Genomic DNA, 21,250 nt, shown 5'->3' with positions numbered 1-21,250 from the left:
TATTGGGCACGCTCGGTGCCCTGTTCCCTGATCAGCGCATCCAGGGACTCAACCCATTCGGCGGTCTCTTCCGGATCACGATCAGGCAGCTGGTTAGTCAACCCGCTGAGGATATGGGAGGTATCTTCTCCTGCAGCCACGTCCAACCTCTCTTTGCGCGCATTCATCGGCGCACTCAGGTCCGGCAGGGTAGCTGCCTGGCGTGAACGCGACGTGTGCGACATATCGGTTACAACAGCCCGGTCAGGTGCGCCGGGCAGGGTTCTGTCTCGTCTACGACTGCCTGTCCGTCCAGGGCGGTCGCCCCGCGGCATGACTGTCACCAGCCACTCTAGCTGTGACGGCTTGCCGATGCGTAGCCGCGTCTGGCGCCCCCGCCGTATTTGACCGTCATACTGGTTGTGTGACGCACAATAAGCCGCCCCGCGGCCCTGACAGCTTGAAGCGCACGCCCAAAGGGTGTTGGCTTGGAGTAATCGATATCACTATTCATAGGAGGAACGCGTGAGTGAGGCCGACGCCGCCACTTCGGTAAATGTGGCGGAAAAATTGGGTTTCAAGAACGGGGATCTGATTCAGGAGTTCGGTTACGACGACGACGTCGACTTCGACTTACGTGATGACATTGAAGATCTGACGGGGTCAGAGCTCCTGGACGAGGACGATCATGACGTTGTGGACGCAGTCATCTTCTGGTGGCGCGACGGCGACGGCGATCTCGTTGACACTCTTGTCGACTCCCTGACGACGCTGACCGAAGGCGGCGTCGTGTGGGTCCTGACCCCCAAGTCCGGCCGCACGGGCTACGTTTCCCCCTCTGACATCCAGGATGCTGCGCCTACCGCAGGGTTGCACTGCACCACATCGGTGGGAGTGTCCAAGGACTGGAGCGCCACCCGCCTGGTGACCAGGAAGAACAAGTGACCGCAACAAACACCGTGGACACCACGGGCGTTGTTGCCGTGCCCGGTGTAGGGCAGCAGGCTCCCGATTTCACCTTGGCCAATCAGTACGGTGAGCCCGTCCGGCTGGCAGACTTCCGCGGACGAAACGTCGTGCTGGTCTTCTACCCGTTCGCCTTCTCCGGCATCTGTACGGGCGAGCTGTGTGAGATCCGCGACAACCTTTCCGTTTTCGAACATGCCGACGCCGAAGTGCTTGCCGTCTCAGTGGACAGCAAATATGCCCTGCGGGCCTATGCCGGGCAGGAAGGCTACGACTTCAGCCTGCTCGCTGACTTCTGGCCCCACGGGGCCGTGGCCGAGCGGTATGGCGTTTTTGATGCGGAGAGCGGAATGGCAATCCGGGGAACGTTCATCATCGATGCCGAGGGCATAGTCCGGCACGTCGTGGTCAACCCCCGCGGCCAAGCACGGGACCTGGACGAGTACCGCCGCGCGCTGGCGGGACTGGCGCAAGGCTGAACCCATGGACCAGCGGCGTGCCGGCGTTGGCCTGACAGGGTTTGCCAGCCGGCCGCCGGTGCCACGGGCCGAGCCGTCGGCCCCGGAGCTGCACATCCTGCGGGACATCCGGGACGTGCTGTCAGGGCTGCGCCTGGCGCTCCTCACCGGAGCCGGACTGAGTACCGACTCCGGGATACCTGACTACCGCGGGCCGGACTCTCCGCCGCGATCACCCATGACCTATCAGGAGTTCGTGCGCGACGCGGGCAACCGCCAGCGCTACTGGGCCCGAAACCACATCGGCTGGTCCCATCTCCGGCGGGCTGATCCCAACGCCGGCCACGCCGCCGTCGCCCGGCTGGAACGCCGCGGGCTCCTGACGGGACTCATCACCCAGAATGTCGACCGCCTTCATGAGGACGCCGGAAGCGTGAACGTCGTGGACCTGCACGGCCGCTTCGACCAGGTCATCTGTCTGGACTGCCGCCGTACGTACTCCCGCCGGCTGCTCGCCGGTGTCTTGGAGGAGCTGAATCCGGCATTCCTCGAGCGTGCAATGGAATCCGGTGTTGTTGAAATCGCGCCCGACGCCGACGCGACGGTCGAGGATTCGGAGCTGATCCGCAGCTTCGTCGTGGCGAAGTGCCCTGCGTGCGGCGGTGTGCTGAAACCGGACTTTGTGTACTTCGGCGAAAACGTGCCCAAGGACCGCGTGGAACGGGCCTACTCGATGGTGGATGAGGCCGGAGCGCTGCTGGTTGCCGGCTCCTCCCTCAGCGTTATGAGTGGACTGCGCTTCGTCCGCCACGCCGCCAAGCAGGGCAAGCCGGTGGTCATCATCAATCGCGGAGAGACCCGCGGCGACGATCTGGCGACCGTCAAACTGGCTGCCGGCGTGAGTGAAGCGCTTGCGTGGCTCGCCGAGGAATTGCCCGCCGTGCCGCAGCCCTGATCCGGATTGGCAATTCCGGCCTTTCGTCAGGTAAAGTCTATGTTCGTTGGTTCGAGCGCTTCGCAGCGGAACCGGCGGTTTGGGTCTTTAGCTCAGCTGGTAGAGCGCCACGTTTACACCGTGGATGTCATCGGTTCGATCCCGGTAGGACCCACCAAAAGTGAAACCCCGTCTTCCGGCCAGTGCGGCTGGCAAGGCGGGGTTTTCTGTTGGTTGCCGAATCCTCACAACCGTGGTCTTCCGCCCGGAAAATGTCAGGGCCCCTTTGTAACCTCCGGGTATGGAACACGTACTGGTGAGAACTGCGGCGGACGGCCAGCCGGCCGCCGTCATTCGCGGCGGACGCGAATGGACTGTCGGCGCGGACCCTGTCAGGTGGTTCGAACGCGTCAGCTGGTGGGAAGCTGAACGCCGAATGCCGCTGGGCTGGAGCCGGGTGGACGTCGAGGTATGGCGCCTTCAGGCGAGGCTTGGCAGGAATGAAAACTCTGCGCTCACCACCATGGAGATCCTGCGGGACGGCTTGGGTGGCGGCTGGAAGCTGCGGGAGGCAGTTGCGGACGCCGCTTAATGGGAACGGCCGCTTAATTGGAACAGCCTTCCACCGCGACTATTGGGGGATGCCGCGGTGGAAGGCCTAAAACGAATATACCGTGAACATTCGGAAACACGAAACTGTTTCCAATAGGCGGCCAGATGCAGCCGGAACCAGGAAACTGAGCCGGGCTGGCGCCTACCCAACCAGCGCGGCTGCACCCAGCCACCCAGGGAGCTGAGCCATTATGATGGTAGGTGTTCAGCCAAATGAACAGCTGCGGGCGATCGTCTGCTGGGCGTTGACTGACGGTTATGCTGCCTGCGCTCCCAGCGCGTACCGATTGAAGGAGAATCATGGTCGATTCCCGCGCCACACGCCCCACCGATGGATTAGGCAGCACGTCACCGGCTCCCGCTGTCACCCGGGCAGCCGCTGTGATGGAGGCACTGGCCGCGTCTGCTACCGGCCGGCTTACCCTGAGTGACCTCGCCAGGGAACTCGGCATTCCAAAATCCTCAACGTCCAACCTGCTGCTGGCCTTGGAAGAGGCCCGCCTGATCAGCAGGCAGGGCTCCGAATTCACCCTCGGCCGCAAACTCGTTGAACTCGGCGCGGCGTACCTGAGCAGGCTGGATGAGGTCCAGGAGTTCTACCGGTTCTGTGAGCAGGCCCCCACGCTGTCCGGGGAGACCGTCCGGATCGCCATGCTGGACGGCACGAATGTCATCTATTTGGCCCGCTATGAAGGGCATCCTGCCGTCCGGCTGACGTCCAACATCGGGGACAAGATGCCCGTTTCCCTCTGCGCTGTGGGCAAGGCCCTCGTCGCGCGTCTGCACGACCACGACATCGACGCCATGTTCGCCGACGATGCTGAACTCCCGGTGCTCACGCCGAAGTCGATCCGCACCGGCGCCGAACTCAAAGCGCAGATCCGGGAAATCCGCGAGCAGGGTTATGCCTTTGAAGATGAGGAATCAACCACTGGCGTCGTCTGCCTGGCCGTCTCGGTACCCACGCACGGAGCGCACGGACCCAGCCTGGGCCTGTCTGTGACCGCCTTGAAGGCCACGTATTCCGATGAACAGGGAGCGCAGATGGTCAAGGAGCTCAAGGAGTTGGCAAGGTCCCTCGGCAATCCGATGGGGTGAGGGATGCCCTGAGGTGTCACATTGACCGCCTCTTCGCCAGCGCCACATCAGCCTATTGGCGACTCGTTCAACTTGTTGTACTCTGTTCAACATAGTGATCGACGCCATAGGTGTTGCCGCTATCCCACCAAGGCCAACGGGGGCCTGGAGTGTTTCTGAGGGAGTGCTTGTGACAACTCGTACTGATATACCGCTGGCTGATTCGGACGGCGCCGTCGTCGAACCGGAACAGCTGCGAAGGGCAACTCTTGCCAGCTCCGTGGGCTCCGCCCTGGAGTACTACGACTTCTACATTTACGGTCTGGCTTCGGCGCTGATTTTTGGACCGCTGTTTTTCAAGCCGCTGGGCGAAGAGGGCGCACTCATCGCCTCGTTCGCCACGTACGGCGTCGGCTTCGCTGCCCGGCCCTTCGGCGGTGTCGTCTTCGGCTACATCGGGGACCGCTTCGGCCGGAAAATGGTGCTGATCCTGACCATCGGCCTGATGGGAACGGCCAGCTTTGCCATCGGGTTGCTGCCGACGTTCGAGCAGGCGGGCATGCTTGGTGCCGTGCTCCTGGTGGTGCTTCGCATAGTCCAGGGCCTGGGTGCAGGAGCGGAGCAAGCGGGCGCAACAACGCTGATCTCCGAGGTCGCGCCGCGCCGCCGTCGTGGTTTCTTCGCCTCCCTTCCCTTCGTGGGGATCCAGCTCGGCACCCTCCTGGGAGCCGGCACCTTTGCCCTGATCGCGATGGCCGACAAGGCGGTCCTCGAGGGTTGGCTGTGGCGCGTTCCGTTCCTGGCAAGCGTGGTCCTGATCGCGGTCGCTGTGTTCATCCGGCTCAGGCTCAAGGAGACCCCGGTGTTCCAGGAGCTGGAGAAGCACAAGAACGTTGTGAAGAACCCGGTCGGTGAACTCTGGAAACACTCCAAGAAGAACGTCCTGGTGGGCATCGGCCTGCGCATGGGCGAAAACGGCAACTCCTCCATCTACTCCGCACTCCTGGTCGCGTTCCTCGCGGCACCTGCGGGCGTCTTTCCGGGCGACAAATTCATCGGTCCCGTCGGCCTGCTCATCGCCGCGGGCTTTGCCGCCGTCATGGTGATCACCTTCGGCGCGCTGTCCGACCGCTTCGGGCGCGTCCCCGTCTACCGCTACGGCGCTCTGTTCCAGGCACTCATCGCCTTTCCCGCGTTCTACCTGGTCACCCTGGGCAACGTCACGCTCGTGTGGGTGGTCATGGTGGTGGGCATCGCGCTCGGCGTGCAGTCCATGCTGGGCCCGCAGTGCCCGCTCCTGCCCGAACTGTTCGGCTCCCAGTACCGCTTCACCGGCGTTGCCATGAGCCGCGAACTGTCCGCCGTCCTTGCCGGCGGCCTGGTGCCGCTGGTCGGTGCCGCGCTGCTCGCTGCCACCGGCTACTCCTGGCTGGTGCTGGCCATCTACTCCGTGGTGCTGGCGCTGATCTCCTTCGTCACCACCTTCTTCACCCCGGAAACCAACGGGCGCGACCTCCTGCTGATCGAGGACGCAAGCTAGCACCCACAGCTAGCACCCCACCGCAAAGCGCAAACGGACACTTGGGGCCCCTCGTCGGGGCCCCAAGTGTCCGCTCGCGCTTTGCTTTTATGCGCGGTGCGGGGTCCCGGGCTTACCGTGGAGGCATGGAGTACCTGAGGGGTCCGTTGTATCTGGACGTTGCTGCGAAGGGTCTGTGTTTCATCGGTGTCGCGATGATGATCTTCGGGCAGGGCGGATGGTTCATCGGCGGGGTGGTGGCCGTTGTCATCGGAGTGCTTTTTGGTGCGCTGTCCATGGTTGCCGTCCGGCGGATGCGGCGCCGGGGATGGGATGGCGTGAACCGCGTTCGGTAGCCTGTCCCGGGTTGCTGGCGGGGGCCGCAAGTGTCCGTTCGCGCACAAGCGGAACGGCAGAGAGCCGGGCAGCCACTGAGGCTGCCCGGCTCTCCGGTATTCCTGTGCCCAGCCGTCATCCGCCAGGCCGTCTTCCCGCCGGGCGTTGAACCGCGTCCTACATATCAGTAGAAGTGCACGGTGTCCACGAGGTGCGGCAGGTCGCCGCCGTCGAGGAATGTGCGCAGGTTGCTGCAGAAGCGCTCGGCGATGAGGCGGTTCTCTGCGGCGCTGAGCGCTGAAGTGTGCGGCGACACCATGACCCGGGGATGGCTCCAGAGCGGGCTGTCCTGGGGGAGCGGCTCCACGGCGAAAACATCCAGGCAGGCGTAGGAGACCTGCCCGTTCTCCAGAGCCTCCAGCAGCGCCTCCTCGTCCACCACGGTGCCGCGGCCCACGTTCACGAAGACCGTGCCCGGTTTCATGGCGGAGAAGACTGCGCGGTTGAAGAGCTTCTCCGTGTACGGCGTGCCCGGCAGCGTGTTGACCACGGCGTCGGCGGAGGCCAGCAGTCCTGCCAGTCCGTCGTTGCCTGCGACCTGCTCAATGCCGTCGATCGGTTCCACGTTCCGCTTGGTGCCGCTGACCTTCATCCCCAGCGCCCGCGCGATGCGGGCCGTTTCCAGGCCGATCTCCCCGAGCCCGGTGACCACCAGGGTTGAGCCGCTGACGAGGCGCGTCGGCGTCCGCAGCTCCGGCCACACCTTGGCGGCCTGGTCCTGGGCAAGTTCGGCGCTCCGCTTGAAGCCGTTGAGGATTCCAAGCGCGGCGAATTCCGCCAGCGGCAGGGCATGCACGCCAGCGGACGTGGTGACCTGGAACTTGTTCAGCGTTTCGGCGTCGAGGCCCGAGGCTTTGACGGCCCCGCCGGCACCTGCGGCCATGGCATGGATCCACTGCAGGCGGGGGTTTTCGCGGGCGATTCTCGCGAGGCCCGCCGGGCTCTCGTTGGGAAAGCCGTACAGGATCTGCGCCTTGCCCAGCATGTCCCAGTAGCGCTCCTCCTGCTCGGGCGTGCGTTTGAAGTCGGGGTCGCCGGAGTGGTCGGCCGGAAAGCGCTCCGGGGGCAGGAGATCGGGTTCGTGGAGAACGGTCACGGAGGGGTCTACGGCGCGAATGCGCTCCACCAGCTCTGCTTCGAGCGGGACGGCGATTGCGACGGTGGTTTCAGTCGTCATACTGTTCATCATACTGAATGGCGGATAGAATACTGAACAGATTTTGCGAAGATTAACCACGACGAAGTGAGGCAGTTCTGCACATGAATATACAGAAGGCAGGCTTTGTGGGCCTGGGGCTCATGGGCGCGCCGATGGCAGCCAACCTTGTGAGGAAGGGCTGGGCCGTCACCGCCTGGAACCGGTCGGCCGCCGCGCTGGACGCTTTTGAGGAGCTGGGGGGAGCGCGTGCCGGCGATGTGGCATCGCTCCGCGACCAGCCCGTGATCGTCTTCATGCTGCCGGACCTCGGCTTCATCGAAGAGGCAACGGCAGGGCTTCTCGCCAGCTGGGCGGACGCGCCGCCCGCCCCCGGCACCGCGGCAGTGGTCATGAGCAGTGTTTCGCCCGCCGGAGTCCGTGAGTTTGGCCGCCGCGTCCGGGAGGCCAGCGCAGGCAACGCCTTCGTGGTGGATGCCCCTGTGAGCGGCGGCACCAAGGGCGCCGTTGAAGGGACCCTGGCCATCATGGCCGGGGCGGATGATGAGGCGGACTTCGACGCGCTGCGGCCGCTGTTGGCGGCGATGGGCACCACGGTGCGGCTGCTTGGCCCGCTGGGTGCCGGATCGCTGGCGAAGGCCTGCAACCAGCTCATTGTGGGAACCACGACGGCGGCCCTCGCCGAAGCGGCTGAACTCGCCGAGCGCTCGGGACTGGACGTGGCGGCCCTTTACGAGGTCCTCTCCGGCGGGCTGGCGGGCAGCAGGGTGCTGGACATCGTAGGACCGCGGCTCGCGCAGAAGGACTACACGCCTACCGGTCCTGCCAAGTTCATGCACAAGGATCTTTCCTTCGTCGTCGAGTCGGCCGCAGCGGCCGGCGCCGCCGTCCCCATGGCGGCGGCCGGCGTCGAACTCTATGCCGAACTTAAGCGGCAGGGACTGGGAGACCAGGACCTGGCCGTCGTGCGGCAAACCATTTCCAACCTCAGCAACAGGGCCGCGCTTGCCGCGGCTGAAGGGACCATCACAGCATGAGTGCACTCTTTGACCTGACCGGGCGCACCGCCCTGGTCACCGGCTCCAGCCGGGGCATCGGCAACGCCCTGGCCCGCGCCCTCGCGGACGCCGGGGCCACCGTGGTGCTCAACGGAATCACGCCTGACCGGCTGAAGGCCGCAGAGGACGCCATGGCCGCCGACTATCCGGAAGGCCGGATCCGCAGCTGCGCCTTTGATGTCACCAGCGACACGGCAGCCGCGGACGGCATCGCCTGGATTGAGGCCAATGTTGGGCCGCTGGAGATCCTGGTGAACAACGCCGGCATCCAGCACCGTGTGCCGATGCTGGAGCTGGAGGTGAAGGACTGGGAGCGGGTCCTTTCCACCGATCTGACCAGCGCTTTCCTGGTGGGCCGGGAGGCTGCCCGGCGCATGATTCCGCGGGGCCGCGGCAAGATCATCAACATCTGCTCGGTGCAGACCGATCTGGCACGCCCCACCATCGCCCCCTATATCGCGGCCAAGGGCGGGCTGCGGAACCTGACCCGTGCCATGACCGCCGAATGGGCCGGTTCGGGCCTGCAGATCAATGGCATCGCGCCCGGCTACATCCATACCGAGATGACGCAGAACCTGGTGGATGACGAGGAGTTCAACGCCTGGATCCTGGGCCGCACGCCGGCGCACCGGTGGGGCACCGTCCAGGACCTGGCGGGACCGGCCGTATGGCTGGCGTCCAGCGGTTCGGACTTCGTGAACGGCCAGACCATCTTCATCGATGGCGGAATGACGGTGGTGGTCTGATGGTGGCTGTGCGTACAGAACTTCCGGCCGTCTCGCCGGCCGTGGTGGCCCACGCCGCGGGTGACCTGCGGCTCGACGACGTGGCGCTGGCCGCTCCGGCAGCGGACCAGGCCGTGGTGGAAGTGGCCTTCGGAGGCATTTGCGGCTCTGACCTGCATTACTGGCTTCACGGCGCCGCGGGGGAGTCGGTTCTCAAAGAGCCGCTGGTCCTCGGTCACGAGGTGGTGGGCACCGTGGTCCGGGCAGCGGCGGACGGAAGCGGACCTGCACCCGGCACGGCTGTGGCCGTGCATCCGGCCACCCCGGCACCCGGCGCGGCCAGGTATCCGGAGGAGCGGCCCAACCTGTCGCCCGGCTGCACTTACCTGGGCAGTGCTGCACGCTTCCCGCACACCGACGGGGCCTTCAGCCGCTACGTCAACCTCCCAACGCGCATGCTCCGGGCCCTTCCCAGGGACCTTGACCTGAGGACTGCGGCCCTCATCGAGCCCGCCAGCGTCGCCTGGCATGCGGTCGCCCGCGCCGGGGATGTGGCCGGGAAGACTGCCCTGGTGATCGGCTGCGGACCCATAGGCGCCCTGACCGTGGCGGTACTGAAGCGGGCGGGGGCACGCCGGATTGTTGCTGTGGACATGCATGCCAGGCCGCTGGAGATCGCAGCGGCGGTCGGTGCGACCGACGTCCTGGCGGCCGGCGAGACCGAGGCCATCGCTGCCGTGGAGGCGGATGTGGTCATCGAGTCCTCGGGCAGCCACCAGGGGCTGGCGTCCGCCATCAGGGGAGCGGTCCGGGGCGGCACCGTGGTGATGGTGGGGCTGCTGCCGTCGGGCCCGCAGCCCGTCCCGGTTTCACTGGCCATCACCCGGGAGCTCGAGCTCCTCGGCTCATTCCGGTTCAACGACGAGATTGACGACGTGATCGCAGCGCTGGCAGACGGCTCCCTGGAGATCGGGCCCGTGATCACGCACGAATACCGCGTTGAACAGGCCCTCGAAGCCTTCGGCGTGGCGCGGAACTCGGCCGAATCCGGAAAGGTGCTCTTGGACTTCCGGCCGGCAGGACTTCCGGCGGAAGCCTAGGCCGAGTGCCGGCGCCGTTGCAGCGGCACGAAAACCCGCGGCTGCTCAACCCAGACCGGCTCCATCTCGGAAATCGTCCGCCGCATGATCCTGCTGGCCGCGTCGCGGGCATCCTCGGCGTTGCCCGCGAAGATGGCCTCGGCCACGTCCAGGTGCCACTGCAGTGTGAGGTCCCGGGGGCGGTCGGGCATCAGCCCGTGAACCGTGCGGCCGGTCAGGGTTTCGGCGACCTGTCCCACCAGATTCGCGAACATTTCATTGCCGGATCCGCTCAGCAGGAGGGAATGGAACTGGATGTCCAGCTCCAGGAAGCGGGGGACGTCGCCGGCCTTGCCGGCGTCGCGCATTGCCAGAGCCACTTCGAGCAGCTCCTGCCGGAGCTCCGCGGGGGCGTTGGCGGCCGCGAGTTCGGCGGCCACGGGTTCGACGGCGGAGCGCAGCTCTGCGAGGGAGCGCAGCTGGGCACCGCGGCCTTCGCCGGCGAGCCGCCAGCGGATCACGAGAGGGTCGAACGGATTCCAGCGCTCGGGCGGAAGCACCCGGATGCCCACCCGCTTGGTGGTCTCCACGAGTCCGAGGGACTGCAGTACGCGCACCGCTTCACGAACTACCGAGCGGGAGACCTTCAGTTCGTCCTCCAGCTGTTCCGCGAGCATGATGTGGCCCGCGGGAAGGCTGCCGCCGACTATCCGGGTTCCCAGATTCTCGACGGCGCGGTGATGGAGACTGGTCGACATATTGGTAAGCATAGTGGGGCGGGGCGCCTGCTCTTCGCGCCGCCGGCCGGGCTGCCGGACTGCCCCGCGTCATAGACTCTTTGTGACGCGTTCAGCTTCCATTAAGAGAGAGCCACTTTTCCCCGTGGCCCCGAATATATATGCTTTATTCACAGTCACTTCCCTAAAAGCGTGTTCCGCTGGACGTGCGGGACGCTCATGCACACGTTGCACAGAAATGAATTGGAGTATTGATGTCTGCACACATCGGTGTCACCGGCCTTGCGGTCATGGGTGCCAACCTCGCCCGCAACCTCGCCCGGAACGGCTTCACTGTCGCCCTGCACAACCGTTCGGTTGAAAAGACTGACACGCTGCTGGAGAAGTATGGTTCCGAGGGCGACTTCGTCCGCACGGAATCCCTTGAGGAGCTGGTGAATTCCCTCGAGAAGCCGCGCCGCGTGCTGATCATGGTCAAGGCCGGCAAGCCGGTCGACTCCGTGATCGAGCAGCTCGAACCGCTGCTGGAGGCGGGCGACATCATCATCGACGCCGGCAACTCGCACTACGAGGACACCCGCCGCCGCGAAGCCGCGCTGGCCAAGAAGGACCTGCACTTCGTGGGCATCGGTGTCTCCGGCGGTGAGGAAGGCGCCCTGAACGGACCGTCCATCATGCCCGGCGGCTCCAAGGAGTCCTACGACGCGCTCGGACCGCTGCTGGAAAAGATTGCCGCCAACGTTGACGGCCAGCCCTGCTGCGCCTGGATCGGCACCGACGGCGCCGGCCACTTCGTCAAGATGGTCCACAACGGCATCGAATACGCCGACATGCAGGTCATCGGCGAGGCCTTCGACCTGCTGCGCTCCGGCGCCGGCATCGAGCCCGCCGAGCAGTCCAAGATCTTCGCCGAGTGGAACAAGGGCGAGCTCGCCTCGTTCCTCATCGAGATCTCCGCCGAGGTCCTGGGCCACGTGGACGCCCGCACCGGCAAGCCGTTCGTCGACGTCGTGGTGGACGCCGCAGGCCAGAAGGGCACCGGCCGCTGGACGGTCATCTCCGCGCTCGAACTGGGATCCCCGACGTCGGGCATCGCCGAGTCGGTCTTCGCCCGCGCCCTGTCGTCCCAGGCCGAGCAGCGCAAGCTGGCCCAGGAACTCCTCGCCGGCGAGGAAGTCAACGTCGAGGTTCCTGAGACCTTCGTCGAGGACGTCCGCCAGGCGCTGTACGCCTCCAAGCTGGTCTCCTACGCCCAGGGCCTGGACATGCTGACCTCGGCAGCCGGGGAATACGGCTGGGACCTGAAGCTGGACGAGATCGCCTCGCTGTGGCGCGGCGGCTGCATCATCCGTGCAGAACTCCTCAAGGAAATCACCAAGGCCTACGCCGCTGAGGAGAAGCCGGCCAACCTGCTGTTCGCCCCGGCCTTCACCAAGGCCATCGCCGAAGTCCTGCCGGCCTGGCGCCGCGTTGTCTCCACGGCTGTGCAGCTGGGCATCCCCGTCCCGGTGTTCTCCTCCTCGCTGGCGTACTACGACGGCCTGCGCCGCAAGCGCCTGCCGGCCGCCGTGATCCAGGGCCAGCGCGACCTCTTCGGCGCGCACACCTATGGCCGTGTTGACGCCGAGGGCACGTTCCACACCCTGTGGGGCGAGGACAAGTCCGAAATCGAGGCAGTGGACACCCACTAGCCACGGCTGACCGGCACAGCCTGACCGGCACAGCCTGACCGGCACAGCCTGATACAGCAAACGGCCGGCGCTTCCCGATACTGTGGGAGGCGCCGGCCGTTTCCGTATCTGATCCAGGAGTCCCGCGTGTCCCAGCCCGTCGCGTTTGTCACCGGAGCCTCCACCGGCATCGGATTTGAAGCTGCCAGGAAGCTCAGCCAGGAAGGATTTACCGTCTTCGCCGGGGCGCGGCGGGTAGACATGATGAACCCGCTGAAGGCCTCGGGCGTGAACGTGGTGCCGCTGGATGTCACCGACGAGGAGTCCATGAGCAGCGCGGTCGCCGCCGTGCTCGCTTCCCACGGGCGGATAGACGTGCTGGTCAACAACGCCGGCTACGGCACGTTCGGGGCCCTGGAAGAGGTTGAGCTTGCGGAGGGAAGACGGCAGTTCGATGTCAACGTCTTCGGCCTCGCAAGGATGACCCAGCTGGTCCTGCCGGGCATGCGGGAGGCACGGCGCGGCCGGATCATCAACATCTCCTCCATCGGAGGGAAGTTCTATGAGCCCCTGGGAACCTGGTACCACGCCACCAAGTTCGCCGTGGAAGGCCTCAGCGACGCCCTGCGGCTCGAACTACAGCCCCACGGCATCCAGGTGGCGATCATCGAGCCTGCGAGCACCGTGACCGAATGGGGCAGCATCGCCGCGCAAGGGCTGCTGGCCCGCTCGGGCAGCGGACCCTACCGGAAGCAGGCGAAAGAGATGGCCGCAGTACTCGCGTCCACCGGACGGCCCGCCACATCCACGGATCCTGGAATCATCGCCGATGCCGTGGTCCATGCCGCCACCGCTGCGCGGCCAAAGACGCGCTATCCGGTGGGCAGGGGAGCGCCTGCCATCATGATGCTGCGCCGGGTCCTCCCCGACCGCCTGTTCGACATGGCGGTGAAAGCCGTCCTGGCGCGGGTGGCGCGCTGACCCGGTTCCCGGGATTCCTCAGATCCTGTATTCGATGTAGTACTCGGCAGGATCCACAGCGGGGGAGGTTTCCCGCTGCGCGTCGCGGTGGCGCCAGGTGGCCGGAACGCCGGTGACGATTGACTCCGGCGGGGCGTCCTTGACGACGACGGCGTTGGCACCGACGGCGCTGTCCTGGCCGATCGTGATGGGTCCGAGGATCTTTGCCCCGGCTCCGATGGTGACGCGGTCCCCGATCGTGGGGTGCCGCTTCACCTTCGCCAGCGAGCGCCCGCCGAGCGTCACGCCGTGGTAGATCATGACGTCTTCGCCGATCTCGGCTGTTTCCCCGATGACCACGCCTATGCCGTGGTCGATGAAGAACCGCCGGCCGATCGTGGCACCCGGATGGATTTCGATGCCGGTCAGGAACCGGGCCAGCTGCGAAATCAGGCGCGCAGGAAACCGCAGCGACGGGTTGAGCCACAGCCTGTGCGTCAGCCGGTGCGCCCAGATGGCATGCAGCCCGGAATAGGCGAAAAAGTTCTCAAAAGAACCTCGAGCCGCCGGGTCGTGGGACCGGGCGGCGTCGAGGTCTTCCTTAAGTCTTGCGAAGAAGCCCACAAAGTTCTTTCTACAGGAAACGGGGAGCGGCTGGCTAAGGCTTAGCCCCGGATGTCGTCATAGAGAACGGTGGAGATGTAACGCTCGCCGAAGTCGCAGACGACAGCCACGATCAGTTTGCCGGCGTTCTCCGGGCGCTTGGCCAGTTCCAGCGCGCCCCAGACGATGGCGCCGGAGGAAATGCCGCCCAGGATTCCTTCCTTGACGCCGAGTTCCCGGGCCACGGCCACGGAGTCCTCCAGGGTTGCGTCCAGGACCTCGTCGTAGACGTTGGTGTCCAGCAGTTCCGGAATGAAGTTGGCGCCCAGGCCCTGGATCTTGTGCGGGCCGGGGGTGCCGCCGTTGAGGATGGGGGAGTCCTTGGGCTCGACGGCCACGATCTGGACGCCCGGCTTGCGCTCCTTCAGGACCTGGCCGACGCCCGTGATGGTGCCGCCGGTGCCGATGCCGGAGACGAAGATGTCCACCTTGCCGTCGGTGTCCTCCCAGATTTCCTCGGCCGTGGTCTTGCGGTGGATCTCCGGGTTGGCCTCGTTGGCGAACTGCTGGGCCCAGATGGAGTTCTCGGTGTTGGCCACGATTTCCTGGGCCTTCTCGACGGCGCCGCGCATGCCCTCGGAACCCGGGGTCAGGACGATCTCCGCACCAAAGGCGCGCAGCATGACACGGCGCTCCGTGGACATGGTTTCCGGCATGGTAAGGATGACCTTGTAGCCGCGTGCCGCACCCACCATGGCCAGCGCGATGCCGGTGTTGCCGGAGGTTCCCTCGACGATCGTTCCGCCGGGCTTGAGCGCGCCGGACATCTCGGCCGCGTCGATGATGGCGACGCCGATGCGGTCCTTGACGCTGTTGGCCGGGTTGTAGAACTCGAGCTTGACGGCGACGGTGGCGCCCAGGCCTTCGCTCAGCCGGTTGAGCCTGACCAGGGGGGTGCCGCCTACAAGCTGTGTTACATCGTCGTAGATCCGTGCCATGTACTTACGCCTATCTCTCAAGAGGGAATACTTTGGTCAGCCTAACGAGGGCGTAAGCGCCGCCGCTAAGCATTAAGCCATGCAGAGTAATATTTCCGTGCCTTGGCCAGCTTGGGATTGATGATCACCTGGCAGTAGCCCTGCTCGGGGAATTTCGCGTAATAGTCCTGGTGGATCTCCTCGGCCCGGTAGAACTCCGGGAGACGGCTGACCTCGGTCACGATCTGGCGTGACCACAGGGCCTGGTTCCGTTCTATCGCTTCCTCGAAGAGGATCTTTTCCTCCGTCGTCTCATAGAACATGGACGAGCGGTACTGGGTTCCGACATCGTACCCCTGGCGGTTCAGCGTGGTGGGGTCGTGCAGCGCGAAGAACATATCCAGGATGACCTCCGGCGGAATGATCTCCTCGTCGAAGGTGACCGCCACGACCTCCGCGTGGCCCGTCGTGCCGGAGCAGACCGAATAGTAGTCAGGGTGGCGTTCGTGTCCGCCTGTGTAGCCCGAGACCACCGACTCGACGCCCATGGTTTTCTGGTAGACGGCGTCCAGGCACCAGAAGCAGCCTCCGCCAAGCACAAAAGTTCTCATGTCCTCTTCAATGGTTGAGGTGCGCCGATGATTCCCTTGCCACACTACGGGTCCGAGCCCGGGACGGGCCAGCGGCGCCTATAGAGTAAAAATATGAGTATGGAACCTGTGAACAGTGGCGTTGCAGCAGAGCCGGCAGAATCTCCGGACGTGGCAGACGCCGGGGCGGCGCCGGAGGCGCCCACACTCGGACAGCTCATGCTGGCTGTCGAAGAGCTCTGGCCTGAGTCGCTCGCCGAGGAGTGGGACGAGGTGGGCCTTGTCGCCGGGCATCCGTCGGCTGAAATCACCCGGGTCATGTTCGCCGTGGATCCCACACTCGAGGTCATAGACGAGGCCATCGAATGGGGCGCCGAGTTGTTGATCACCCACCACCCGCTGCTGCTCAAGGGCGTCACGTCAGTCGCGGCCAACACCCCCAAAGGCAAGGCAGTCCACCGCCTCATTGAGTCGGGAACGGCGCTCCTGACCGTTCACACGAACGGAGACTCCGCCGTCGGGGGAGTCTCGGACGTCCTGGCCGATGCCCTGGGGCTGCAAGATGTTGCTCCGCTGACTCGCGCAGCCAATGGCCTTCCCGAGGAAGGCATCGGCAGGGTGGGCGATCTTGCCGAGGCCATGACCCTGGGCGACTTCGCGGCGAGGGTGTATGGCATTCTTCCCTCCGTGGCAGGCGGGGTCAGGGTTTCCGGCGACAAGGACGGCCTGGTCCGCCGGATCGCGGTCTGCGGCGGGGCCGGAGATTCCCTGTTTGACGAGGTGCGGGCCAGCGGCGCCGATCTGTATGTCACCGCAGACCTGCGGCACCACGCCGCTTCCGAGGCCCGCGAGGCCGCCGTTAACGACCGCCCGTACCTTATCGACGTGTCCCATTTCGCCAGCGAGTGGCTGTGGCTTCCGGCTGCTGCCGATGCCCTCGGCAACGTCCTCGCGGACCAGGGCCTGGACGTCGACATCCGTGTCAGCTCCACCAACAGCGATCCGTGGGACTTCATTCTGACTCCCGGCGGGGACTAGAGTCTATAAAGCCCCTGCAGGGGTGCCCGGCGCAGGTCGGATGGGAACAAGCGGAGGTAATCGTGGCCAAGGCAGCACCGGCGGAACAGTTGAAGTTGCTCGAACTCCAAGGGCTGGACGCCAAACTCAAGTCCCTGGCCAACCGCCGCCGCAGCCTTGAAACGGATCCCCGCATCGAAGACCTCCAGGCGGCGCTCAGCATTGCCAACGGCGAGCTGGGGGCAGCAAAGATGGCGGTCCATGACGCACAGGCGGAACTAAAGCGCGCCGAAGCCGACGTGGAACAGGTGGCCGGCAGGATTGAACGCGACGAGGCGCGGTTGAACAGCGGCACCGGCCTGTCCAAGGACCTGGTGGCACTGCAGAAGGACATCGCCTCCCTCAACAAGCGCCGGTCCGACCTCGAAGACGTTGAACTCGAAGTCATGGAGCGGCTGGACGCGCTGCGTGAACGGCAGGCAGCCCAGCAGAAGATCGTCGATGGCGTCCAGGGTTCCTTCGGCGTGATCCGGGCGGAACTGGACGGGCAGCTGGCAGAGATTGCCGCGGAGGAAACGGTGGTGCGCGGCCGCAGGGCAGTGTTCGCCGCGGGGCTCGACGCCGGAATGCTGGCCGTCTATGAGAAGACCCTGGCCCGCCGCGGCGTGGGTGCCGCACGGCTCTTCCATGGCACGTCCGAAGGCTCCGGCATGCAGCTGAGCCCCGGCGACCTGGCCGAGATCAAGGCCGCCGCCGAGGACGACATCGTCTTCTGCCCGGACTCCGGCTGCATCCTGGTGCGCTCCGCTGAATGGGTCTGAGCCCCTCGGGCGGGACGGCAGCGTTAGCTAGCCGGGCAGGATGATGTTCAGGGCGTGGGCCTTCCGCGCCGTCCCCGGCACGAGTTCGGCATTCCACTTCTCGCCGGCGGCCTTGTGCAGCTGCGCCGGTGTCTCCGGGGCCTTTCCGCGGCGTGTCAGCAGGTGCCGCGCCAGCTCCCCGCGGGTGTGCTTGGCGAAGTGGCTGACCACCTTGCGGACGCCGTTCACCTCCGTAAAAACATTCACGGCCACGGTGGCCGCCGGAGGGGGAGTCCACGCCGCGGCGTAGGTGCTGGACCGGCAGTCAATGAGCAGCTCGCCGGCCGCGGCGGAGGCGAGGGCGTCCGTGAGCTGCGGCTTCCAGAACGAGGCAAGGCGTCCGACGTCGGGCAGGGCCGTTGACATCGACAGCCGGTAGGCGGGCACGGAGTCCGCGAAGCGGATGGCTCCCCACAGTGCCGAAATGACCAGCACCGCTTCATCTGCGCGGCGCCGCTGTGCGGCCGTCATCGACTTGTAGCCCAGTGCGTCGTACAGAACTCCTGAATACACCTGGTGGGCCGGCGCCGCAGGTTCCGCGTGCAGCCGGGTGTTGCGTTCGACGTCGGACGACAGCGACGCTCCGACGCCGAGCAGGGCCAGGGCGTCCTCGTGCGCGCTCACCGTTCCCAGGGCGTCGAGCACCTTGGCCCGGCTGGGGTTCAGTTCAGGGAAGCTCAGGGACGTCCAGTCCATGGCGTCGCCGCGGACGGCCGGGGTCTTGCCTTCGGACGGGGGAAGCAGGATTAGCACCGTACGATCTTACCGGTGCCCGCCGGCGTCGTCTCGCGGCGGCCGTGCGTCAGCCGAGGTGCTTGCCGAGGAAGGACAGCACGTCCGGCAGGATGGCCCGCCAGTACTGCGCATCGTGTCCACCGGGCCGGAAGCCGCCCTCGACCACGCCGGGGAGGGCGCTGGCGTAGTTCCTGACCGTGGCGAACAAGTCGTCCTCGGTTCCGCAGTCGATCCGCTTGGGCACCGCTGCCAGTCTGGGCCGGAACGAAAACACGTCGTGGGCGGCAAAATCAGCCGGGCCGTCGAAGGCCCCTTCGATGTGCTCGTGGTAGCGCTCCCAGACTGCAGGACTCATGGCCGCCACGGCCCGGATGCCGGGCAGGCGGCCCTGCGAGGCCAGAAGCAGGGCACCGAAGCCTCCCATGGACAGGCCGAAAAGGCCGATCCGGCCAAGATCATAGCCCTGCGAGCCGAGGAAGGGCACGAACTCATGCACCAGCATTGACTGTGTGTCGCTGCCGTCGGCGCGCCGGTGCCACCAGGTGTCGCCGCCGTCCACCGACGCAATGGCGAACGGCGTCCCGCCGATAAGGAGGTGGCGCTTCAGGATTTCGTGCGCCTGGAGCACATCGAAGATCCCTTGGTTGTTGCCGCCGAGGCCATGGAGGAACAGAGCCAACGGGAAGTCTGTCCCGCTCCGCCCCGGGATCACCGGCGTGGCGATCGACCAGTAGGTTGTCGCCGCCGGCCGGAACCTCGACACGAAGGAACCGCCGCCCATGGCCACCGAGGGATAGCTGGCCGTGCACTGAGTGACCGCGTACGCGCCAAGGCCGAGTCCTGCGAGCTGAAGCAGGCGGCGCCGGGTCACTGCGGACGCGTCCATGCTCCGATCATAGGCTCGATGCGTGAGTGTGGCAGGGCCACTTGTGGCAGGGCACAGCCGTACTGACCGTAGAATGGACTGCGGATGGGTTGACCAGGCGGCCGCGCGTCACGCAAGTGGCTCGAGGAACGTCCGGGCTCCGCAGAGCAGGGTGGTGGGTAACGCCCACTCGGGGTAACCCGCAGGCCAGTGCCACAGAAAACAGACCGCCCGCCTCGTGCCGATTTGAAAGCGGCACGATGCAGGTAAGGGTGAAACGGTGGTGTAAGAGACCACCAGCTTCCCGGGTGACCGGGAAGGCTAGGTAAACCCCACCCGGAGCAAGGCCAGACAGGGCACGTTTGAGGGCTGCTCGCCCGAGTGTCCGGGTAGGCCGCTGGAGGGCGCCGGCAACGGCGCTCGTAGATGGATGGCCGCTACTCCCGCCCCGGCAACGGCGCGGGAACACAGAACCCGGCGTATCGGTCAACCCATCCACATATTTTGTCGGCGCTCTTGCCGCAGCCCGGGGCGTGAAGCCCGGTGTGAGTGATTTCACGCGTTCCCCGGTCATGGAGGGCACGTGGCCAGCCCTAGAATAGACCTTGAACGTAGAAGTTCTTCCGCCGGGTCTGCGTTCGCAGCCGGCGGTTTTTCTTTGCAGCGTCAATGGCATCCGGGGCGGACCGAAACCCTGCCGGTGCCAGCGCCCCTGGATAACTTTCGGGTGGCCGACTTCCGGTTACGAGGACGTAGCCGGTTGAACCAAGGAAGGTAGTTCTGTGAGCCAGACGTCAGATTCTTGTCTTGATACGTGGATGGGCCGCGAGGCACTCGCCGAGGCCATGATCCCGGTGATCGGCCGGCTGTACCGGGAAAACAACGTGGTGACCTCGATCCACGGCCGCAGCCTGATCAACAAATCCACCATGAACATCCTCAAGGCACACCGCTTTGCCCGCCGGATGAGCAAGGACGAGCTCCTCCTGGAGGAAACGGCACCCCTGCTGGACACCCTTGCAAAGCTGGAGCTGGGTGCCGCCGCGATCGACATCGCGCGCCTGAACCAGAAGTTCAAGTCCGACGGCGGCGGTGCCACTTTGGAGGAATTCCTCCGCGCCGAGCTGGCTGAGATCGTCGGCAAGCGGGGCGCCGATGACCGCACCAGCACCGACGTCGTCCTTTACGGGTTTGGCCGGATCGGCCGCCTGGTCGCCCGCCTTCTCATCGAAAAAGCCGGCGGCGGGCACGGCCTGCGCCTGCGCGCCATCGTCGTGCGGCGAGGTTCCGCCAACGACCTGTCCAAGCGTGCGAGCCTGCTGCGCCGCGACTCGGTCCACGGATCCTTCGAAGGCACCATCAAGGTGGACGAGGAAGCGAACACCATCACGGCCAACGGCGTCCAGGTCCAGGTCATCTACTCGGACAACCCCGCCACGATCGACTACACGGCCTACGGCATCAAGGACGCCCTCGTGGTGGACAACACGGGCCGCTGGCGCGACGCGGAGGGCCTGTCCCAGCACCTCCTGAGCAAGGGCGTGGGTCGCGTGCTGCTGACCGCTCCGGGCAAGGGTGAGCTGAAGAACATTGTCCACGGCATCAACCACGGCACCATCCTGGATTCGGACAAGATCGTCACCGCGGCATCCTGCACCACCAACGCCATCACGCCGGTCCTGAAGGCGATCAACGACAAGTACGGTGTGATCCACGGCCACGTGGAGACCGTGCACTCCTTCACCAACGACCAGAACCTGATCGACAACTTCCACAAGGGCGACCGCCGCGGACGCTCGGCAGCGCTGAACATGGTCATCACCGAGACCGGGGCAGCCAAGGCCGTGGCCAAGGCACTGCCGGAACTGCAGGGCAAGCTCACCGGCAGCTCCATCCGCGTCCCCACCCCGGACGTCTCCCTTGCGATCCTGAACCTGACCCTGGAAAGCGGTACCACCAAGGACGAGGTCAACGACTACCTGCGCGAAATGTCGCTGCACTCGGTCCTGCGCAAGCAGATCGACTACATCGACTCCCCGGAGGTCGTCTCCACGGACTTCGTCGGCTCCCGCCGCACCGGCATCGTGGACGGCCTGGCCACTGTCTCCACCGACAAGAACCTGGTTCTCTACGTCTGGTACGACAACGAGTTCGGCTACAGCTGCCAGGTGGTCCGGGTCATGGAGGAAATGGCCGGCGTGAACCCGCCGACGTTCCCGGCCAAGGACTCTGTCAAGGACGCAGCCCCGGTGCTGGCCGTAGCCGGATCCCTCTAGC

The 21,250-nt window shown here is 65.7% G+C and carries 23 protein-coding genes, 1 tRNA gene and 1 other RNA gene; 17 read left to right on the top strand and 8 right to left on the bottom strand.

The annotated features are described in order from the left end of the window. Positions 1 to 167 (bottom strand): pyruvate dehydrogenase E1 component-related protein (locus JYA52_RS23180; protein ID WP_504739520.1); only part of this gene is annotated, 167 nt, incomplete at its 3' end. A gap of 337 nt (positions 168 to 504) precedes the next feature. On the opposite strand from JYA52_RS23180, the gene JYA52_RS15770 reads away from it, so the two are divergent. The 8 genes from JYA52_RS15770 (at position 505) to JYA52_RS15735 (ending at position 5,901) form a co-directional block, all read left to right on the top strand. Continuing rightward, positions 505 to 924, top strand: a complete 420-nt coding sequence (locus JYA52_RS15770; protein ID WP_205654089.1) for a DUF3052 domain-containing protein — start codon at positions 505 to 507, stop codon at positions 922 to 924. Then, the gene (locus tag JYA52_RS15765; RefSeq protein WP_307869390.1) at positions 921 to 1,424 is read left to right on the top strand and encodes a peroxiredoxin; all 504 of its coding nucleotides are present in this window, start codon (positions 921 to 923) and stop codon (positions 1,422 to 1,424) included. The genes JYA52_RS15770 and JYA52_RS15765 overlap by 4 nt, the downstream gene beginning before the upstream one ends. A 4-nt stretch (positions 1,425 to 1,428) precedes the next feature. Beyond that, positions 1,429 to 2,358 carry an NAD-dependent protein deacetylase gene (locus tag JYA52_RS15760; RefSeq protein WP_205654088.1) on the top strand — a complete coding sequence of 310 codons (930 nt, stop codon included), beginning with the start codon at positions 1,429 to 1,431 and terminating at the stop codon, positions 2,356 to 2,358. Between the two features lie 81 nt (positions 2,359 to 2,439). Then, a tRNA-Val gene (locus JYA52_RS15755) sits at positions 2,440 to 2,515 on the top strand. A 123-nt stretch (positions 2,516 to 2,638) separates the two neighbouring features. Further along, positions 2,639 to 2,929, top strand: coding sequence for a hypothetical protein (locus JYA52_RS15750; protein ID WP_205654087.1), 291 nt, complete (start codon positions 2,639 to 2,641; stop codon positions 2,927 to 2,929). A 320-nt stretch (positions 2,930 to 3,249) separates the two neighbouring features. Beyond that, the gene (locus JYA52_RS15745; protein WP_205654086.1) at positions 3,250 to 4,047 is read left to right on the top strand and encodes an IclR family transcriptional regulator; all 798 of its coding nucleotides are present in this window, start codon (positions 3,250 to 3,252) and stop codon (positions 4,045 to 4,047) included. Positions 4,048 to 4,216: 169 nt separating this feature from the next. Continuing rightward, complete coding sequence (locus JYA52_RS15740) at positions 4,217 to 5,566, top strand: MFS transporter (protein WP_372433878.1); 1,350 nt, start codon at positions 4,217 to 4,219, stop codon at positions 5,564 to 5,566. 125 nt (positions 5,567 to 5,691) lie between these two features. Continuing rightward, complete coding sequence (locus tag JYA52_RS15735; RefSeq protein ID WP_205654084.1) at positions 5,692 to 5,901, top strand: hypothetical protein; 210 nt, start codon at positions 5,692 to 5,694, stop codon at positions 5,899 to 5,901. Between the two features lie 164 nt (positions 5,902 to 6,065). Here JYA52_RS15735 and JYA52_RS15730 read toward each other — a convergent pair whose 3' ends face one another. After that, positions 6,066 to 7,130, bottom strand: coding sequence for a D-2-hydroxyacid dehydrogenase (locus tag JYA52_RS15730; protein WP_205654083.1), 1,065 nt, complete (start codon positions 7,128 to 7,130; stop codon positions 6,066 to 6,068). Positions 7,131 to 7,201: 71 nt separating this feature from the next. Here JYA52_RS15730 and JYA52_RS15725 point away from each other — a divergent pair, with 71 nt between their 5' ends. The 3 genes from JYA52_RS15725 to JYA52_RS15715 are packed head-to-tail and all read left to right on the top strand — an operon-like array spanning position 7,202 to position 9,980. Continuing rightward, a complete protein-coding gene (locus JYA52_RS15725; protein ID WP_205654082.1) occupies positions 7,202 to 8,134 on the top strand; it encodes an NAD(P)-dependent oxidoreductase in 933 nt (310 codons plus the stop codon). Continuing rightward, the gene (locus JYA52_RS15720; RefSeq protein WP_205654081.1) at positions 8,131 to 8,901 is read left to right on the top strand and encodes an SDR family oxidoreductase; all 771 of its coding nucleotides are present in this window, start codon (positions 8,131 to 8,133) and stop codon (positions 8,899 to 8,901) included. Before JYA52_RS15725 ends, JYA52_RS15720 begins: the two co-directional genes overlap by 4 nt. Then, positions 8,901 to 9,980, top strand: coding sequence for an L-idonate 5-dehydrogenase (locus JYA52_RS15715; protein ID WP_205654080.1), 1,080 nt, complete (start codon positions 8,901 to 8,903; stop codon positions 9,978 to 9,980). Before JYA52_RS15720 ends, JYA52_RS15715 begins: the two co-directional genes overlap by 1 nt. Here JYA52_RS15715 and JYA52_RS15710 read toward each other — a convergent pair. After that, complete coding sequence (locus JYA52_RS15710) at positions 9,977 to 10,717, bottom strand: FadR/GntR family transcriptional regulator (RefSeq protein WP_205654079.1); 741 nt, start codon at positions 10,715 to 10,717, stop codon at positions 9,977 to 9,979. The two genes, JYA52_RS15715 and JYA52_RS15710, sit on opposite strands and share 4 nt — an antisense overlap. Before the next feature lie 233 nt (positions 10,718 to 10,950). Between JYA52_RS15710 and gnd the strand changes: the two genes are divergently transcribed. Further along, positions 10,951 to 12,387 carry an NADP-dependent phosphogluconate dehydrogenase gene (gene gnd / locus JYA52_RS15705; protein ID WP_205654078.1) on the top strand — a complete coding sequence of 479 codons (1,437 nt, stop codon included), beginning with the start codon at positions 10,951 to 10,953 and terminating at the stop codon, positions 12,385 to 12,387. Positions 12,388 to 12,513: 126 nt separating this feature from the next. Then, entirely contained in the window at positions 12,514 to 13,347 is an 834-nt protein-coding gene (locus JYA52_RS15700; protein WP_205654077.1) for an oxidoreductase, read from the top strand. 18 nt (positions 13,348 to 13,365) lie between these two features. On the opposite strand, the gene epsC is transcribed toward JYA52_RS15700, so the two are convergent. The 3 genes from epsC to msrA all read right to left on the bottom strand — a co-directional run bounded on the left by epsC (position 13,366) and on the right by msrA (position 15,517). Beyond that, positions 13,366 to 13,950 (bottom strand): serine O-acetyltransferase EpsC, encoded by a 585-nt coding sequence (gene epsC / locus JYA52_RS15695; protein ID WP_205654076.1) that lies wholly within the window; start codon positions 13,948 to 13,950, stop codon positions 13,366 to 13,368. Between the two features lie 41 nt (positions 13,951 to 13,991). Next, positions 13,992 to 14,927: a cysteine synthase A gene (cysK, locus tag JYA52_RS15690; protein ID WP_205654075.1), complete on the bottom strand. Its 936-nt coding sequence runs from the start codon at positions 14,925 to 14,927 to the stop codon at positions 13,992 to 13,994. A gap of 65 nt (positions 14,928 to 14,992) precedes the next feature. Further along, a complete protein-coding gene (gene msrA, locus JYA52_RS15685; RefSeq protein ID WP_205654074.1) occupies positions 14,993 to 15,517 on the bottom strand; it encodes a peptide-methionine (S)-S-oxide reductase MsrA in 525 nt (174 codons plus the stop codon). A 99-nt stretch (positions 15,518 to 15,616) separates the two neighbouring features. Here msrA and JYA52_RS15680 point away from each other — a divergent pair, with 99 nt between their 5' ends. Further along, entirely contained in the window at positions 15,617 to 16,534 is a 918-nt protein-coding gene (locus JYA52_RS15680) for a Nif3-like dinuclear metal center hexameric protein (protein ID WP_205654116.1), read from the top strand. A gap of 62 nt (positions 16,535 to 16,596) precedes the next feature. Next, positions 16,597 to 17,334 (top strand): zinc ribbon domain-containing protein, encoded by a 738-nt coding sequence (locus JYA52_RS15675; protein ID WP_205654073.1) that lies wholly within the window; start codon positions 16,597 to 16,599, stop codon positions 17,332 to 17,334. Between the two features lie 27 nt (positions 17,335 to 17,361). On the opposite strand, the gene JYA52_RS15670 is transcribed toward JYA52_RS15675, so the two are convergent. Continuing rightward, entirely contained in the window at positions 17,362 to 18,126 is a 765-nt protein-coding gene (locus JYA52_RS15670) for a YaaA family protein (RefSeq protein ID WP_205654072.1), read from the bottom strand. 49 nt (positions 18,127 to 18,175) lie between these two features. Beyond that, on the bottom strand, positions 18,176 to 18,994 hold the full coding sequence (locus JYA52_RS15665; protein WP_205654071.1) for an alpha/beta hydrolase: 819 nt from the start codon (positions 18,992 to 18,994) through the stop codon (positions 18,176 to 18,178). 85 nt (positions 18,995 to 19,079) lie between these two features. Between JYA52_RS15665 and rnpB the strand changes: the two genes are divergently transcribed. Further along, positions 19,080 to 19,471: RNase P RNA component class A (rnpB, locus tag JYA52_RS15660), an RNA gene on the top strand. A gap of 284 nt (positions 19,472 to 19,755) precedes the next feature. Continuing rightward, a complete protein-coding gene (locus tag JYA52_RS15655) occupies positions 19,756 to 21,249 on the top strand; it encodes a glyceraldehyde-3-phosphate dehydrogenase (RefSeq protein ID WP_205654070.1) in 1,494 nt (497 codons plus the stop codon). Position 21,250 lies beyond the last annotated feature (1 nt).

This window comes from Arthrobacter pascens (assembly GCF_017052465.1).
Classification (GTDB): domain Bacteria; phylum Actinomycetota; class Actinomycetes; order Actinomycetales; family Micrococcaceae; genus Arthrobacter; species Arthrobacter pascens.
Note: the sequence above shows the minus strand (reverse complement) of the source record. Positions and strands in the feature narration are given on the sequence as shown.